This is a genomic window from Alteribacter keqinensis (assembly GCF_003710255.1).
In the GTDB taxonomy this organism is placed as follows: Bacteria; Bacillota; Bacilli; order Bacillales; family Salisediminibacteriaceae; genus Alteribacter; species Alteribacter keqinensis.
Window position 1 is genome coordinate 647,719 of record NZ_RHIB01000001.1, and the last position, 16,249, is coordinate 663,967.

Consider the following 16,249-nt stretch of genomic DNA (forward strand, 5'->3'; position numbering starts at 1 on the left):
TGAGACGGATGATAAAAAAAGTATTAATTGCAAACAGAGGAGAAATAGCAGTTCGAATTATACGAGCGTGTCAGGAGCTGGGGATAGAGACCGTTGCTGTGTTTTCAGAAGCAGACCGGGATGCCCTTCATGTCAGGATGGCGGATGAAGCTTATTGTATAGGACCGACCTCTTCAGCCGCAAGTTATCTTAACTTCACAAATATTATGAGTGTCGCTACACTTACTCAGGTGGATGGTATTCATCCCGGCTACGGATTCCTTGCAGAGAATGCAGATTTTGCTGAGATCTGTTCAGCTTGTAACATTACATTTATCGGCCCGAGCCCGGATGCGATTAACCAGATGGGAACAAAAGATGTAGCCAGAGAAACGATGAAAAAGGCCGGCGTACCGGTCGTTCCGGGTTCAAAGGGAATCATTGAAACAGTGGAAGAAGGCGTTAAGACCGCTGAAGAAATCGGCTACCCTGTCATTATTAAAGCGACTGCCGGTGGCGGCGGGAAGGGGATCCGTGTTGCCAAAAACGAAGGGGAGCTTCGTAAAGGTATTACCGTTACTCAAAATGAAGCGAGAGCGAACTTCGGAAACCCGGGCGTATACCTTGAAAAATACATAGAAGACTTTCGTCATGTAGAAATTCAGGTACTCGCCGACACATTTGGAAACACAATTCACCTTGGAGAACGTGACTGTTCCATTCAACGGCGCCTGCAGAAGCTTGTTGAAGAAACGCCTTCACCTGCCCTGAGTGTGGAAAAACGAGCTGAAATGGGTGAAGCCGCCGTTAAGGCTGCTGAAGCTGTTGATTATGTTGGGGCCGGAACCGTTGAATTTATTTTTGATCACAACACAGGTGATTTCTATTTCATGGAAATGAATACACGTATTCAGGTTGAACACCCTGTTACAGAAATGGTAACCGGGATTGACCTGATTAAAGAACAAATTTTAGTTGCGTCAGGCAGGAAGCTCTCCTATACTCAAGAGGAAGTCACTTTCCGCGGACATTCTATTGAATGCCGTATTAATGCGGAGAATCCGTATAAAAACTTCATGCCTTCCCCGGGCAAAATAGAGATGTATCTGCCGCCGGGAGGATTCGGAGTGAGAGTAGACAGTGCTGCATTTCCGGGATATACAATTACGCCGTTTTATGATTCTATGATCGCCAAAGTTATTACCTATGGCGAGACGCGGGAAGAAGCCGTTACAAAAATGAAACGTGCACTGAGCGAATTTGTGATTGAAGGCGTGGATACGACAATTCCGTTTCATTTGCGGTTAATGAGTCATGAAGTATTTAAAAGCGGAGACTTTAACACAAAATTTTTGGAACACTATTCAATAAAGCCTGAAAGTGACGAGGAGTAATAGCTAGGAGGACGCATAAATGAAAGATAATCACCTGATTGACATGACTGATGACAAAGCGGACCTGGGAAAAGTAGAGATATCTCCTGAAGTAATTGAAGTTATTGCCGGACTTGCTGGATCTGAAATTGAAGGTGTGGCAACGATGAGAGGGAATTTTGCCTCTGGAGTTGCAGAGCGTCTCGGACGTAAGAACAATCACGGTAAAGGCGTAAAGGTTGATCTTCAGGAAGACGGTATTACTGTCGATGTTTTTGTCATTACAAATTACGGTGTATCCATCCCTGATGTTTGTAAAAAAGTGCAGGAGAACATATTCCAGACACTGAAAAATATGACGGCTATTGAGCTGATCGGAGTAAATGTCCACGTTGTAGGTGTTCAGCTTGAGATTGAAAAAAAAGAAGAGCCTAAAAAGGATCAGTAATTTAAAAACCAGAGGGTGAACTCCCTTTGGTTTTTATTTATTGGAAGGGATTGACCATAAAGGCCGGTTTTTACCTTTTGGATCACTTTGAAGCAATGAGCAGGGCCGTTGCAAACCTGCTTATGGACTTTTGAGACCCCCTCTTGGTTACGGGGGCTGTTTTCCCATAAAGATTGTTGCTTTTACTGAAAAAGTTAATGAAGCCGAAGTGCCCGAGATTCCTGTGAAGAGCGTTTGCATTACAGCTTTGGGCACAGTAAACTGCGAAGTGTAACTAGCAGAGGAAGATGAGGGGTATTTTTTGGCAGAAGGCTTGCCGGCGCCGTCCAGGGAAGTGACGGGGCACGTTGGCTGCACCTGCACTATCTCTACTTTAAAGGAAGTGAAAACAGCGTTTTAAAAAAGAGTCAGTCACTGGCAGGACGCTATTATCAGAATATCCTCAATTTGGCGGGAGACTGTATCGTCAGGAGAAGATATGCTATATTTGAAAAGAGAATACAACCCGTACGATGGAAGATAAAGGAGACGTATCAACATGAACAGAAGAGTTGCGCGGATTAAAGCCGTTCAGTCACTATACCAGATAGATATGACAAAGATCGGGCCGGATGAGGCGATAGAAGCTGTGCTGGAAGAAGGAGAAGAACCATCTTCTTTTCTTCACCAACTTGTAGAAGGAACCCTCAACCATCTTGAAGAAATCGACAGTACGTTAAACGGAGCAATGGATCACTGGACTATCAACCGAGTGGCTAATGTGAACCGTGCCATCCTCAGAATGGCTGTTTATGAAATGAAATGGGAAGAAGAGATACCTGTAAGCGTCAGTTTAAATGAAGCAATTGATCTGGCAAAAGGATTCAGTTCAGACGATGAATCCGGAAAGTTCGTAAACGGTGTTCTTTCTAAAATTGCAGGAGAGTTGTAAAACAGGATAAGTGCCGCCTGGATCAGGGCAGACGGCTGTTTAATAAAGAAAAGTATACTGATCAGAATAACGGGGATAAGGGAGAGATCATCATGACTGCTGAATTAATCTCAGGAAAAGAGCTGGCAAAAAACAAACGTGAGAAAATGAAAAAGGTCACTGAAGAGTTAACATCCAAAGGCATTACACCGGGGCTTGCGGTAATCCTGGTGGGGGAAGACCCGGCATCCCAATCCTATGTCCGCGGTAAGCAGCGGGCATGTAATGAGATTGGGATCTACTCGGAACTTGATGAACTCCCTTATGAGACGACAGAAGAAGACCTTCTTGCAAAGGTGAAGGAATTAAATCATGCAGATCACATTCACGGTATACTCGTCCAGCTGCCATTACCGGATCATATTTCTGAAGATGCGGTGATTAATACGATCGCACCGGAAAAAGATGTAGACGGTTTTCATCCGGTAAATATCGGCAGAATGATGATCGGACAAGAGGGCTTTTTGCCATGCACCCCTTTTGGCATTGTAGAGATGATAAAATCAAAAGGGATTAAAATAGAAGGAAAACACACGGTTGTGATTGGACGTAGCAACATTGTCGGCAAGCCTGTAGGACAGCTTCTTCTTAAAGAAAATGCTACTGTTACTTATTGTCATTCACGGACAAAAAATATGCGTGAGTTTACCAGGCAGGCAGATATTCTTATCGTTGCAGTCGGCCGTGAGGGAATGGTGGGCAGCGATTATATTAAACCCGGTGCTGTTGTTATTGATGTCGGTGTTAACAGAACTGAAGAGGGTAATCTCGTAGGAGACGTGAAGTTTGATGAAGCAAAAGAAATTGCCTCATACATTACCCCGGTTCCCGGTGGTGTAGGACCAATGACCATTACAATGCTGCTTCATAATACCATTCTGTCTGCTTCACGCGGGCTTGAATAAGGAGTCCTGGGATGAATAATGATTTTTTATCAGTATCAGGCCTCACAAGGCACATTAAGCGTGTTATAGACGATGAACCGTACCTGCAGAATGTGTGGATTCGTGCAGAAATATCGAACTTTAAAAAACACAGCCGAGGCCATATGTACTTTACGTTAAAGGATGACCAATCGCGCATTCAGAGTGTCATGTTTGCAGGTCATAACCGCTATTTGAAGTTTTTACCTGAAAATGGAATGAATGTTCTTGTCCGTGGAGATGTGAGTGTTTACGAGCCTCATGGACAATACCAGTTCTATGTAAAGGAAATGCAGCCTGATGGTATCGGTAATTTGTACCTGGCTTATGAGGAATTGAAGAAAAAGCTTGAAATGAAAGGCTATTTTCAGGAAGACCGGAAACGTCCTATTCCTTCTGTACCGTCATCAATTGCAGTTATTACTTCCCGTACGGGGGCTGCGGTACGGGATATACTTACAACCTTGAAGAGAAGATTTCCCTACGTTCAGATTACCCTCCTCCCTGTTCTGGTACAAGGTCCGGGAGCTGCCCCGTCTGTGGCAAGAGCAATCCAGCAGGCAGGTGAAGCAGGGTGTTTTGATGTTATCATTGTCGGCCGCGGAGGCGGCTCGATAGAGGAGTTATGGGCATTTAATGAAGAGCTGGTGGCTGATGCAATTTATAACAGTAAGGTGCCTGTCATATCAGCGGTAGGTCACGAAACGGACGTGACCATCAGTGATTTTGTGGCTGATCTGAGAGCCCCGACTCCTACTGCCGCAGCCGAACTTGCGGTTCCGGATCAGAGGGAACTTAAAGAAAAGACAGCACAATACCGTACAAGGCTTATCCGCTCATTAACAGAGCAGGTGGAAGGTCAGAAAAAACAGTTGAAACAATACAATCAGTCTTATGCCTTCCGTTATCCCGGTAAATTGATCGAGCAAAAAGAACAAGAGCTGGACAGAATGATGGAAGCACTTCAAAGAGAGACAGCAAGACTGATAAAATCAAAAGGTGAAAAATACAACTACACTTTGAAAGCACTGCAAAACGTCCACCCTAAACACCGGATTACAAGAGAAAAGGATCATTACCGTATGCTGTACGATCGTTTCATGAAATCCACCCGTGACTACCAGCAGGAAAAACACGAGTCTCTAAAGAAAGTAATGTATAAACTCGATGTACTGAGTCCTTTGAAAATGATGGAGCGTGGCTACAGTCTTGCCTATTCCGAAACCGGTCTGGTGAAAAGTACCGGTCAGGTGAATGAAGGAGATGCACTGCATATCCAGCTGGAAGACGGCAGAGTCTTTGCTGAAGTGACCGGAAAAGACAAAAAGGGAGTAACCATGGATAAGAGAGGTGAAAGAAATGAGTGAAGAAAGAGAACATAAGACATTTGAAGGAGCAATGGAAGAACTGCAGAATGTTGTAGAAAAGCTTGAAGAAGGAAATGTGCCTTTGGAAGAAGCAATTGAGATGTTTAAAGATGGCATGGAACTGTCAAAATACTGTCATGAACGTCTGCAGAAAGTTGAAGCGCAAATGGATAAGATCCTGAATGAAGACGGAGAAATTGAAGTCCTGACTATTGAGGGGGAGAAAAGCGAGTGAGCGTATTATCTTTAGATCTTTTTCTGAAAGAGCAAAGACAAGAGCTTAAACGACGACTCCCGCAATACATTTCGGGTATTGAAGCACCGAAAGTCCTTCTTGATGCTATGGCATATTCCCTGGAAGCTGGTGGGAAACGCCTGCGGCCGGCACTGCTACTGGCTTCCCTTCAGGGCTACGGTGTTACTTTGGAAAAAGGTTATGACGTTGCCTGTGCTGTAGAAATGATACATACATACTCACTCATTCATGACGACCTTCCTGCGATGGATGATGACGATACAAGAAGAGGGAAGCCGACAAGCCATAAAGTATTTGGTGAAGCTATGGCTATCCTTGCCGGTGATGCCCTTCTTACCTTAAGCTTTGAAGTGATCAGTAAGTCAGAAAATCTTGAAGACCATGAAAAAGTAAGGGTTATTCAGCTTCTCTCTTCTTCCGCAGGGCCTGCCGGAATGGTAGGCGGTCAGGTGGCTGATATGGATGCGGAAGATAAACACGGACTCACAGTTGAAGAACTTGAATATATTCACCATCATAAAACAGGTGACTTACTTGCTTTTTCTATCGAAGCAGCCGCAATTCTGGCAAACGCACCTGAAACAGATCAAATACACCTCAGAATGTTTGCGAAAAACCTGGGACTTGCTTTTCAGATCAAGGATGACATTCTTGATATTGAAGGTGACGGTGAAAAGATGGGCAAACCGCTTGGAAGTGATGAAGCAAATCAGAAAAGTACGTATCCTAAACTTCTCGGCCTTGCCGGTGCGAAGGAGAAACTGGATTGGCATATTCAGCAGTCTAAAGAATATTTATCTAAAATAGAACAAAAACATCCTCTGCTTCATGAACTGACGGATTACATTGCGAAAAGGACCCATTAAAACACTCCATGGAATGGATAAAAGCTTCTTTCCTCTTATGGAAATGCCTGTTTTTTCTTGAAAGGGTTGCTCATTGCAGCTGAAAAACGTATCGTGGTATACTATAGATAACCGGGTGGTGCAGTATTCTAGTCGGTTCTCCATTTTCGAAAGCGGGCCTAAAAATCCGCTAAAGGGCACATCGATGAAGTTCCTAGTTTTGGCTTGAGGCGCCCAGCTTTGGGTCAATACTGGGAGTAAAGGTTGTAGGGCGATCCACAATGGCATGTGGGCGAGGACCCTGCAGCCGCGGAGGCCTTTTGTTATTGCTTCCCTGCCCGGGGACAGTGGTGACAGAAGGTATGAACCTGCTTGGCAAGTTTCGGGAACTTGTGAGCAGCGTAGCCTGCCTTGAGTGGACGGCGAGGGGATTATGAATACTAAGATTGTATACTGGTATTATCATATGAAATCGCGTCTGCAAAAGAGGATAGAGGATGGCTAAGAACTGCTGAGGAAAACTCCTAGACTGTTCCACTGGACATTTAAAGGGGATTATAGTGCGTACTAAGTGGTAATCCAGTCTGACGTTTGGTGACAGCGTCAAGACGGATTTAAAGGGAAACCGCCTTAGCGGCGACGCTTCGGTATCCGTTTGGGAAAACCTACTGGACCTAAGACGCAGTTTTTACTCTTTAAGTGACCACTCGGATACATAATTTATATGTTTAACAGGTAAAGTAATAAAGTATCTCCTAAGTATGCTCACTAAAGAGCCGCAGCTTATCCTGCGAACGGGGAAATGATGCAGATTTAAACACCTGCATCACTCAGATACTTAAAGATAGGACCGATGATAAACCAATGAAGGAATCTGTGAAACAATCTTTACAATGGAGTTGGATGATTGCCGTTATCACTTTGGTGTTAGCGGCAATTTTTGCGATTATATCCACCTTGGTTCTCAGTGGAGTTGTCTGGGCTGTCGGTATGATGATGGTGTTTATCATTGTTCTGATTGGGGTAATATTTGATACGATAGGTGTAGCTGCAACCGCTGCCAACGAAAAGCCGTTTCATGCCATGGCTGCCGAGAGACTGGCAGGTGCAAAACAGGCTGTACATATTACGAGAAATGCAGACAAGTTTGCGAACTTCTGTAATGATGTCATCGGGGATATCGCCGGAGTAATCAGTGGAACAGCCTCTGCCTATGTGGTTCTTCAGCTATCTTTTCAATTAGGATACGGAGAGGGATCGAACGTCCAGTTTATTACGAATGTTATTTTTACAAGTGTTGTTGCAGCATTGACTGTAGGCGGAAAATCAGTAGGCAAAACGCTGGCAATTGAATACTCCACTCCGATCATATACCAAGTGGGTAGATTATTTTATTTTTTAGAGGTAAAATTGAATATAACTATTTTCAATCCGAAAAAAAGAAAGAAAAAGGGTAAGAAGAAAAACAAACGAAAGTGAGGGTTTTTCTTGGATCTAACTAAAATTAAAGACCCTGAATTCCTGAAAAATTACAGTAATGAAGATTTAGAGGACCTTGCAAAAGATATCCGGGAATTCCTGATCAGTAAATTGTCTGTTACAGGCGGACATCTCGGCCCGAACCTTGGGGTTGTTGAACTTAGCCTCAAGTTGCACCAGCTCTTTGAAAGTCCGAAAGATAAGTTCCTCTGGGATGTGGGACATCAGGCGTATGTCCATAAGATTCTGACCGGCAGAGCTGATCAGTTCGATACGCTCCGGCAGTATAAAGGTCTGTGCGGTTTTCCAAAGCGTTCTGAAAGTATGCACGATGTATGGGAAACAGGTCACAGTTCCACTTCCTTGTCCGGGGCAATGGGGATGGCAGTGGCAAGAGATCTGAAAGGCACTGATGAAAATGTAGTTGCCATTATCGGCGACGGCGCCCTCACAGGCGGTATGGCTCTTGAAGCACTCAATCATATCGGTCATGAACAAACGGACCTGATTGTGGTCCTCAACGATAATGAAATGTCCATTGCCCCCAACGTAGGAGCTCTTCATAATATGCTGGGGAGAATGCGTACAGCAGGTAAGTATCAAAAGGCGAAGGAAGAGCTTGAGATGCTTATCAAACGGATCCCTGCATTTGGCGGCCGCCTCGCTGCAACTGCTGAACGTGTCAAAGACAGTCTGAAATACCTGCTGGTATCCGGAATGTTTTTTGAAGAAATGGGTTTTACCTATTTAGGACCGGTGGACGGTCACGACCTTGAAGACCTTCATGAAAATATGAAGTATGCAAAAAAGACGAAGGGGCCTGTTCTGGTCCACGTAATAACGAAAAAAGGAAAAGGCTACGAACCGGCAGAACTTGATGCAAAAGGAACCTGGCATGGTCTTGGACCATATAAAATGGAATCAGGAGAAGTTGTTAAGAAACCGGGACCTCCCGGTTACAGTGCTGTATTTGCAAATACACTCAAAAAGGTCGCCCGCCAGGATAAACGTGTTGTAGGAATTACTGCCGCTATGCCGGGGGGAACGAAACTTGATGATTTTGCAAAGGAATTTCCCGACAGGATGTTTGACGTGGGGATTGCCGAGCAACATGCTACTACAATGAGTGCAGGACTTGCCACGCAGGGACTGAAGCCGGTTTTTGCAGTTTATTCCACGTTTTTGCAACGGGGTTATGACCAGCTTGTCCATGACGTATGCAGACAAAACTTAAATGTATTCTTTGCGATTGACCGTTCCGGTCTGGTTGGTGCAGACGGTGAAACTCACCAAGGAGTTTTTGACATTTCCTATCTTCGTCACCTGCCTAACATGACCATTATGATGCCAAAGGATGAAAATGAATTACAGCACCTCATCTATACAGCTGTCACTTATGATGATGGTCCTATCGCTATCCGCTATCCAAGAGGAAATGGATATGGCGTTAAAATGGATCAGGACCTGAAACAGATACCGATTGGCAAATGGGAAGTGCTGAAAGAAGGAAAAGATGTGACCATCCTTACATTCGGTACTATGATTCCAGTGGCAATGGATGCAGCAGAGCGTCTTGAAGCGGAAGGTATACAGGCTGAAATTGTAAACGCCCGCTCGATCAAACCACTCGATGAGGAAATGCTAAGAGAACTGGCTATGAAAAACATGCCGGTTGTGACACTTGAAGAACATGCTCTCATGGGCGGGTTTGGCAGTGCAGTTCTTGAATATTTCCATGACCAGCACTTCCATAACATGACCGTTGACCGTATTGGTATTCCGGATCACTATATCGAGCACGGCAGCGTCTCACAACTTTGGGAGGAAATCGGGTTAACGCCGGCAAATGTAGCAGAGAGGGTAATTAACCTGGTACCCAGAAAAAGACAAAGAGCATAGTATCGGAGAGAATGAACAACTATGGAAAAAAAGCAACGACTCGATATCCTACTGGTTGAAAAAGGGCTGATCGAGACACGTGAAAAAGCAAAGAGGACAATTATGGCCGGGCTTGTGTTTGCGGATGATGAACGGATTGACAAGCCCGGTACAAAAATAAAACCGGATTGTAAACTGGAAGTGAAAGGTCAGACCCTTCCCTACGTCAGCCGGGGAGGGCTGAAACTTGAAGGAGCCATTAAGGCTTTTGACCTTGATCTTGATGGAAAGACAGTCATTGATATTGGATCTTCTACTGGAGGATTCACTGATTGCGCTCTCCAAAATGGTGCCGTCAGGGTTTATGCTGTTGATGTAGGCTACAATCAACTGGCCTGGAAACTGAGACAGGATGAACGGGTAATAGTTATGGAAAGAACCAATTTCCGTTATGCAAAGCCTGAAGATTTCCAGGAAGGACTGCCCCAATTTGCAACCATTGATGTCTCTTTTATCTCCCTGCGCCTGATTCTTCCACCGTTAAAAGAAATTCTTACCAGTGGAGGAGAAGGATCTGCCCTAATTAAGCCTCAGTTTGAAGCAGGCCGTGAAGAAGTAGGGAAAAACGGCATTATCCGTGATTCAAAAGTTCATGAGAAAGTTATACAGGAAATTGTGACATATACTGAAAGTCTCGGCTTGGAAGTTCGGAATGTCATTCCATCTCCTATCCGAGGAGGGGAAGGAAACATTGAGTTCCTCATGCATTTTAGGAAAACGGATGAGCGTTCCTCTTTTTATGGAGACATAAAAAATATTGTAGGTACAGCTCACCAGGAAAAAGCAAAACGTTAATAAACACCGGAGACATCGACCCTGTTGTCTCCTTTTTCTGTGTGGACCCGCCACCAGTTGTGCAAAGCGCTCATTTCAGATAAGATACATATAGAAGGTTATAACTATTAGCCGTTAAGTATATTCATTCAACAGTAAAAACGATGGACCGAAGTGACGGAGGAGAACGTATGAATAAAGGACAGCGACATATTAAAATTCGTGAGATTATTACTAATAATGAAGTGGAAACACAGGATGACCTGGTTGCTTTTCTGCGTAATGCGGGATTTAATGTAACACAGGCAACAGTAAGCCGTGATATTAAAGAGCTTCATCTTGTTAAAGTACCGATGATGGATGGGCGCTATAAGTACAGTCTTCCTGCTGATCAGAGGTTTAACCCTCTTCAAAAACTCAAGCGTGCCCTTATGGACAGCTTTGTCTCGATTGAGCACACGAACAATCTGATTGTAATGAAAACCATGCCCGGTAATGCCAATGCGGTAGGAGCACTTATCGATAATCTTGATTGGAACGAAGTACTAGGAACGATATGCGGTGACGATACAATTCTGATCATCTGCAGGCTGGAGACAGATACAGAACCTGTGAGCGAAAGATTTTTAGACATGCTGTAGAATTTCCTAAAAGGACGTGATTGTCGTTGTTAGTGGAACTATCCATAAAAAATTTCGCTATTATTGATCATGTTACAGTTCCTTTTGAAGAAGGGCTGACGGTGCTGACTGGTGAAACAGGAGCAGGCAAATCCATCATTATAGATGCAATCGGTCTTTTAATCGGAGGCAGAGGTTCTGTCGAGTTTGTAAGACACGGCAGTAAACGTGCTGAGATTGAAGGTCTCTTTTCTGTTTCTTCCTCTCATGACATTAATCCATTAATGCAGGATTTGGGAATTGAAGTTTCTGAAGACGATATGGTTGTTCTCAGAAGAGAAATTACGAGTCAGGGGAAGAGCATTTGCCGTATTAATGGGAAGCTTGTCACACTGGCGAGTTTGCGTCAGATTGGACAGATGCTTGTTGATATTCACGGTCAGCATGAACACCAGCAGCTTTTGCAGGTGGACAAGCATTTATTTTTACTGGACCGCTATGCTGAGAGTAAGATCAAGGATGCGAAGGAAGAGTATAAAACCATTTATGACCGCTTTACTGACACAAAGAAAAATTACACCAAACTTTCGGCTAATGAACAGCAGCAGGCCCAGCGGCTTGATCTTATAAGATATCAGTTGCAGGAAATTGAAAATGCAGGGCTCATACCAAATGAAGATGATGAACTGCAGGCAGAAAAACAAAAGCTTGGAAACAGTGAGCAGCTGTACCAGCGTGTTCATGACAGCCACCAGGCCCTTTATGGTGAAAATAAAGGTTTGGAATGGGTAATGGTTGCTCTGAATCAGATGGATGATGCTAAAGAGCTTGATCCAGAACTGAAAAATCTTCAGGAGACGATAGCAAGCTGCTATTATCTTTTGGAGGAGTCTTCTTTTTCTCTCCGTGATTACGTTGAAAACATTGAATTTAATCCGGAACGCTTAAATGAAATCGAAGCAAGACTTAGTGAGGTTAACACACTCAAGCGTAAGTACGGTGAGAGTGTCAATACAATTCTTGAATACGCATCAAAAATAGAGGAAGAAGTTGAAACCCTTGAAAATAAAGATGAACACCTTCAAAAATGGGCAAATGAACTTGAAGCACTGCAAAAAGACCTTGCTGTAGAAGCAAAGCATTTAACGGAAATAAGAAAGCAGCAGTCGGTTAAATTAACAAAGGATATTCAAAAAGAGCTGAAAGCTCTGTATATGGAGAAAACGAAGTTCGAAGTGATGTTTCATGAAGAGAAAGACAAGGCATTTACGAAGGACGGAGCCGACTATGTAGAGTTTATGGTTGCCACTAACCAGGGGGAGCCGCTTAAACCTCTTGTTAAAGTAGCTTCTGGTGGTGAGATATCACGTATTATTCTTGCCTTGAAAACGATTCTGGCCAGTCACGAGGGTGTGACGGCATTGATTTTTGACGAGGTGGATACAGGCGTCAGCGGCAGAGTTGCGCAGGCAATCGCAGAAAAGATTCACCATATATCAACCGGATCGCAGGTGCTTTGTATCACTCACCTTCCACAAGTGGCAGCCATGGCGGATACTCATCTGTTCATTGCTAAGGGTGAAAAAGAAGGCCGGGTAACTACAGAAGTTACACCACTTGCGGAAAATGAAAAAGTAGAGGAAATCGGCCGGATGATTTCAGGTGTTGAAATTACAGAGCTCACCAGGCAGCATGCAGAAGAGCTGCTCGATCAGGCTGAACAAACAAAAAAGAAACAGGTTTCTTAAAGGAATTATCAATTATACTCATATAAGCGGTGAAGTGAAAGGAACATACCTTTTACTTCACCGTTTTTTACTCAGTGTTGTTTCCATTTGCCCAGGCGCTTAAATGATCTCAGTTAATTAACGAAACCGGTGGTGGAAGAAGATAAACTAACATTTTTTGGCCATAACTCCGGGAATCCCGTAAATACAGGGTTCATAGGTGATTTTCTATATCTTCCTGTTATAAATGATCTTTTTCAAGGCTACATTATAGATACAGCCATGATGGAGGTGCAGGTCGGGAGCGAGGAGAGTGAAAGCGATTTGAAAAATGGAATGATAAAAAAAGCCGTTGGGGCATTTCTCCTTGTTTTGCTGTTCAGCGCTGCGTTTTATCCTCCTCTTCAACAATATGTTGACACGCCGGCAAATGTCTTATTATTTGAATCACAGGAATTTGCCGTAGACACTTCATTAGATGTACTTGCGTCAGATGACTCGATTGACGTATTTTCTCAAGACGATCAAACCACATTAACAGGTGTAAAACCGGGTAACGGAAAAGTTCATTTGGGGGTGGCCGGATTTCCTTTAAAAGCGATGGATGTAACTGTCTTGCCTGAGAAGAAAATTATCCCAGGTGGCCAGTCCATCGGGGTCCGTGTTCACACGCAAGGCGTTCTCGTTGTTGGACATCATCTGATTGATACGGTAAATGGAGCGAAATCACCCGGTGAAAAAGCCGGGGTTGAAGTTGGAGATATGATAACCCGGATGAACGGTAAAGAAATTAAAGATATGAGTGAAATTACCGGAATTGTTCAAGCGTCCGGTAAGGAAGACAAACCAATTCAGCTTGAGGTGAAGCGTGGAGAAGAAACCCTTAAGCGGGAGCTCATGCCTTTAAAAGCGAAAGGTGAGCATTCATACCGTCTCGGACTTTATATCCGGGATTCAGCAGCAGGTGTAGGTACACTGACCTTTTACGATCCGGATTCCAAAAAGTACGGAGCGCTTGGTCACGTGATATCAGACATGGATACAAAAGAACCTATTCATGTGAATGACGGGGAAATTCTATCCTCGAGGGTAACATCCATTGAAAAAGGGCTCAATGGCGAGCCTGGTGAGAAGTTAGCCCGTTTTTCGAGTGAACGTAAAGTGCTGGGGGATATAAATAAAAACAGTGCTTTCGGTATATTCGGAACGCTTAAAGAGCCAATTGCGAATGGCGGTTGGGATGAGCCAATGGAAATAGCGTTATCACATCAGGTAAAAGAAGGACCAGCGGAGATTCTGACTGTAGTAAACGGGGAAGAAGTTAAGAAATTTGGAATTGAAGTTGTAAGCAGTACTGAGCAGAAATTTCCGGCAACTAAAGGAATGGTTATTAAAGTAACGGATCCAGAACTCCTTGAAACAACTGGTGGGATTGTTCAAGGGATGAGTGGAAGCCCGATCATACAGGACAACAAAATAATCGGAGCTGTCACACATGTATTTGTAAATGATCCGACTTCCGGTTATGCATGCCATATTGAGTGGATGCTGCAGGAAGCCGGCGTAGATATATATCAAAACGAAGCTAAGGCGAGCTGATTAATCAGCCCGCCTTTTTTTTACTTCATTTTCTTTTCAATCGTCACCTGAAATGTAGTGATTAAAACAAGTGGGATCAACAGCACAAGAAGAACCGGGAGCTGGGGAAAAACCGATATCATAAGCGGATAGGCGGTCATCACTGCTGCAACTATTGATACGGTCAGCCACATAGCAATATATACATTTTTACATGCTATTCGTATGACCTGTTCCTCTCTTTCATCAGCAGAAAACAGTTCTCCTGGAATAAGTAAGTGTTTCAGTGACCGTTTACCTTTTGGTAAAAGTTTTGAAAACACGAAGGGAACAATGAAACCCAGGGCTAATAAAGCAATCATAGGCATTAGATTCATTTTCATAACCCAGGGGGGCTCAGGACTCTCGGCGATACCCGCAAGCTGCTGACTCGCATTTAACAACTCAAACATTCCCCAGCCAAACAGCGCTAACAAGACTAAATTAAACAAGTAGGTTACGCGTGCAATTTTCATCCTTCATCCCATCCTTTCTTAATTGAAAATACCTCCTCCAGGTTCATGCAGAATACATCACTGATCTTTAGTGCAAGGAGTACTGAAGGCAGGTAATCTCCTTTTTCAATGGCTGCAATTGTTTGCCTTGTTACTCCGGCATCGTCAGCAAGAGCTTGCTGGGTCAGTCTTTTCCTTGCGCGAAGCTCTTTAACACGGTTGTAGAGTTTTTCTTCCATCCGGCATCCCTTCCATCATTTTCTAATTGTTTCCATTGTATACTATGTTTAACTTAATGTAAAGAGTACTTAACATTTTTTCGGTGGGAATACCTTAAAACGAAATATGTTACAATGAATAGAGATTTTTCGACAAACATTCAAGAATAAACAGTGTTTTAATCGAATATAGTCGAAAACAAGAGTATAAGCTTAAAAACGAGAGAAAAGATAAGTTTTTTTAGAAAAAATAAGAAATCAAAAGGAATTGGGTTCTGTTTGTCGAATCTATATTCAAATGAACCGAAATTGTAATGGGGAGGAAAAACATCGTGCAAAATGTAAAAGTGTGTGTAGCGGATGACAATCGTGAACTGGTCATGTTACTAGAAGAATATATTGACTCTCAGGAAGACATGGAAGTAATCGGGAAGGCTTATAATGGACAGGAATGTTTGGATCTGGTCGAGGAAGCTGAGCCGGACGTTCTTATTTTAGATATTATCATGCCTCATTTGGATGGACTGGCAGTTCTCGATAAGATGAACAATCTAAAGCTTTCCAAAAGACCGAACATCATAATGCTTACCGCTTTCGGACAGGAGGACGTTACTAAAAAAGCTGTGGAATTAGGGGCATCATATTATATACTAAAGCCGTTTGACATGGATACACTTATTGGTAAAATCCGTGATGTGAGTGGAAATGCTTCCAGCTACGTGAAGAAGTCTTCAGGCAGTATGCAAGGGATGAGGAAGGAAAACAAGCCCATGAATCTGGATGCCAGTATTACCAGCATTATTCATGAAATCGGTGTTCCTGCTCATATTAAAGGGTATATGTATCTTAGGGAAGCAATTACGATGGTATACAATGACATCGAACTTCTCGGTTCCATTACGAAAGTACTTTATCCCGACATTGCAAAAAAATTCAATACGACAGCAAGCCGTGTAGAACGTGCCATCCGCCATGCAATTGAAGTAGCATGGAGCCGGGGTAATATTGAATCAATCTCCAAAATGTTCGGCTACACAGTCAGTGTAAGCAAGGCAAAACCAACAAATTCTGAATTTATCGCAATGGTTGCTGATAAACTCCGAATCGAACACAAAGTCAGCTGATAGCCAACATGCAGAAATGGCAGAAAGAACGATCAAGGGGCCACACCTCCGGATCGTTCTTTTTTTATTTTCCAAAATCAAGGTTTGAGTGAAAAGAAGTACTTACGTACATACTAACCGTAATTCTCATTTACAG

General features: G+C 43.4%; 16 protein-coding genes. 14 read left to right on the plus strand and 2 right to left on the minus strand.

The features are described 5' to 3' along the window. The first annotated feature begins 8 nt into the window (after positions 1–8). From accC to spoIVB, 13 genes are all read left to right on the plus strand, one after another. Entirely contained in the window at positions 9–1,373 is a 1,365-nt protein-coding gene (gene accC / locus EBO34_RS03205) for an acetyl-CoA carboxylase biotin carboxylase subunit (protein ID WP_122896502.1), read from the plus strand. A gap of 19 nt (positions 1,374–1,392) precedes the next feature. Beyond that, entirely contained in the window at positions 1,393–1,800 is a 408-nt protein-coding gene (locus tag EBO34_RS03210; protein ID WP_122896503.1) for an Asp23/Gls24 family envelope stress response protein, read from the plus strand. Between the two features lie 538 nt (positions 1,801–2,338). Beyond that, entirely contained in the window at positions 2,339–2,731 is a 393-nt protein-coding gene (nusB, locus tag EBO34_RS03215; protein ID WP_122896504.1) for a transcription antitermination factor NusB, read from the plus strand. Between the two features lie 92 nt (positions 2,732–2,823). Beyond that, on the plus strand, positions 2,824–3,675 hold the full coding sequence (gene folD, locus EBO34_RS03220) for a bifunctional methylenetetrahydrofolate dehydrogenase/methenyltetrahydrofolate cyclohydrolase FolD (RefSeq protein WP_122896505.1): 852 nt from the start codon (positions 2,824–2,826) through the stop codon (positions 3,673–3,675). 11 nt (positions 3,676–3,686) lie between these two features. Next, a complete protein-coding gene (xseA, locus tag EBO34_RS03225) occupies positions 3,687–5,060 on the plus strand; it encodes an exodeoxyribonuclease VII large subunit (protein ID WP_122896506.1) in 1,374 nt (457 codons plus the stop codon). Continuing rightward, positions 5,053–5,295 carry an exodeoxyribonuclease VII small subunit gene (gene xseB / locus EBO34_RS03230; RefSeq protein WP_122896507.1) on the plus strand — a complete coding sequence of 81 codons (243 nt, stop codon included), beginning with the start codon at positions 5,053–5,055 and terminating at the stop codon, positions 5,293–5,295. The genes xseA and xseB overlap by 8 nt, the downstream gene beginning before the upstream one ends. Next, the gene (locus EBO34_RS03235; RefSeq protein ID WP_122896508.1) at positions 5,292–6,182 is read left to right on the plus strand and encodes a polyprenyl synthetase family protein; all 891 of its coding nucleotides are present in this window, start codon (positions 5,292–5,294) and stop codon (positions 6,180–6,182) included. The genes xseB and EBO34_RS03235 overlap by 4 nt, the downstream gene beginning before the upstream one ends. A gap of 843 nt (positions 6,183–7,025) precedes the next feature. Beyond that, positions 7,026–7,640 (plus strand): hypothetical protein, encoded by a 615-nt coding sequence (locus EBO34_RS03240; protein ID WP_122896509.1) that lies wholly within the window; start codon positions 7,026–7,028, stop codon positions 7,638–7,640. 9 nt (positions 7,641–7,649) lie between these two features. Continuing rightward, the gene (gene dxs, locus EBO34_RS03245; protein WP_122896510.1) at positions 7,650–9,539 is read left to right on the plus strand and encodes a 1-deoxy-D-xylulose-5-phosphate synthase; all 1,890 of its coding nucleotides are present in this window, start codon (positions 7,650–7,652) and stop codon (positions 9,537–9,539) included. 21 nt (positions 9,540–9,560) lie between these two features. After that, positions 9,561–10,373, plus strand: coding sequence for a TlyA family RNA methyltransferase (locus EBO34_RS03250; RefSeq protein WP_122896511.1), 813 nt, complete (start codon positions 9,561–9,563; stop codon positions 10,371–10,373). A 170-nt stretch (positions 10,374–10,543) separates the two neighbouring features. Further along, the gene (gene ahrC / locus EBO34_RS03255) at positions 10,544–10,993 is read left to right on the plus strand and encodes a transcriptional regulator AhrC/ArgR (RefSeq protein WP_122896512.1); all 450 of its coding nucleotides are present in this window, start codon (positions 10,544–10,546) and stop codon (positions 10,991–10,993) included. 26 nt (positions 10,994–11,019) lie between these two features. Further along, positions 11,020–12,720 carry a DNA repair protein RecN gene (recN, locus tag EBO34_RS03260; protein WP_122896513.1) on the plus strand — a complete coding sequence of 567 codons (1,701 nt, stop codon included), beginning with the start codon at positions 11,020–11,022 and terminating at the stop codon, positions 12,718–12,720. A gap of 303 nt (positions 12,721–13,023) precedes the next feature. After that, positions 13,024–14,298, plus strand: coding sequence for a SpoIVB peptidase (gene spoIVB, locus EBO34_RS03265; protein ID WP_122898483.1), 1,275 nt, complete (start codon positions 13,024–13,026; stop codon positions 14,296–14,298). Positions 14,299–14,318: 20 nt separating this feature from the next. Here spoIVB and EBO34_RS03270 read toward each other — a convergent pair whose 3' ends face one another. Together EBO34_RS03270 and EBO34_RS03275 are read right to left on the minus strand one after the other, a co-directional pair. Then, on the minus strand, positions 14,319–14,792 hold the full coding sequence (locus tag EBO34_RS03270) for a hypothetical protein (protein ID WP_122896514.1): 474 nt from the start codon (positions 14,790–14,792) through the stop codon (positions 14,319–14,321). Then, positions 14,789–15,010, minus strand: coding sequence for a helix-turn-helix transcriptional regulator (locus EBO34_RS03275; RefSeq protein WP_122896515.1), 222 nt, complete (start codon positions 15,008–15,010; stop codon positions 14,789–14,791). Before EBO34_RS03275 ends, EBO34_RS03270 begins: the two co-directional genes overlap by 4 nt. A 311-nt stretch (positions 15,011–15,321) precedes the next feature. On the opposite strand from EBO34_RS03275, the gene spo0A reads away from it, so the two are divergent. Beyond that, positions 15,322–16,113, plus strand: a complete 792-nt coding sequence (spo0A, locus tag EBO34_RS03280; RefSeq protein WP_122896516.1) for a sporulation transcription factor Spo0A — start codon at positions 15,322–15,324, stop codon at positions 16,111–16,113. Positions 16,114–16,249: the final 136 nt, after the last annotated feature.

What these genes read in the sequence shown, in the direction of transcription:
- xseB (WP_122896507.1), top strand. Translation starts at nt 5,053, where the DNA reads ATGAGTGAAGAAAGAGAACATAAGACATTTGAAGGAGCAATGGAAGAA.
- nusB (WP_122896504.1), top strand. Translation starts at nt 2,339, where the DNA reads ATGAACAGAAGAGTTGCGCGGATTAAAGCCGTTCAGTCACTATACCAG.
- ahrC (WP_122896512.1), top strand. Translation starts at nt 10,544, where the DNA reads ATGAATAAAGGACAGCGACATATTAAAATTCGTGAGATTATTACTAAT.
- EBO34_RS03240 (WP_122896509.1), top strand. Translation starts at nt 7,026, where the DNA reads ATGAAGGAATCTGTGAAACAATCTTTACAATGGAGTTGGATGATTGCC.
- EBO34_RS03210 (WP_122896503.1), top strand. Translation starts at nt 1,393, where the DNA reads ATGAAAGATAATCACCTGATTGACATGACTGATGACAAAGCGGACCTG.
- EBO34_RS03270 (WP_122896514.1), bottom strand. Translation starts at nt 14,792, where the DNA reads ATGAAAATTGCACGCGTAACCTACTTGTTTAATTTAGTCTTGTTAGCG.
- xseA (WP_122896506.1), top strand. Translation starts at nt 3,687, where the DNA reads ATGAATAATGATTTTTTATCAGTATCAGGCCTCACAAGGCACATTAAG.
- folD (WP_122896505.1), top strand. Translation starts at nt 2,824, where the DNA reads ATGACTGCTGAATTAATCTCAGGAAAAGAGCTGGCAAAAAACAAACGT.
- accC (WP_122896502.1), top strand. Translation starts at nt 9, where the DNA reads ATGATAAAAAAAGTATTAATTGCAAACAGAGGAGAAATAGCAGTTCGA.
- EBO34_RS03250 (WP_122896511.1), top strand. Translation starts at nt 9,561, where the DNA reads ATGGAAAAAAAGCAACGACTCGATATCCTACTGGTTGAAAAAGGGCTG.
- EBO34_RS03275 (WP_122896515.1), bottom strand. Translation starts at nt 15,010, where the DNA reads ATGGAAGAAAAACTCTACAACCGTGTTAAAGAGCTTCGCGCAAGGAAA.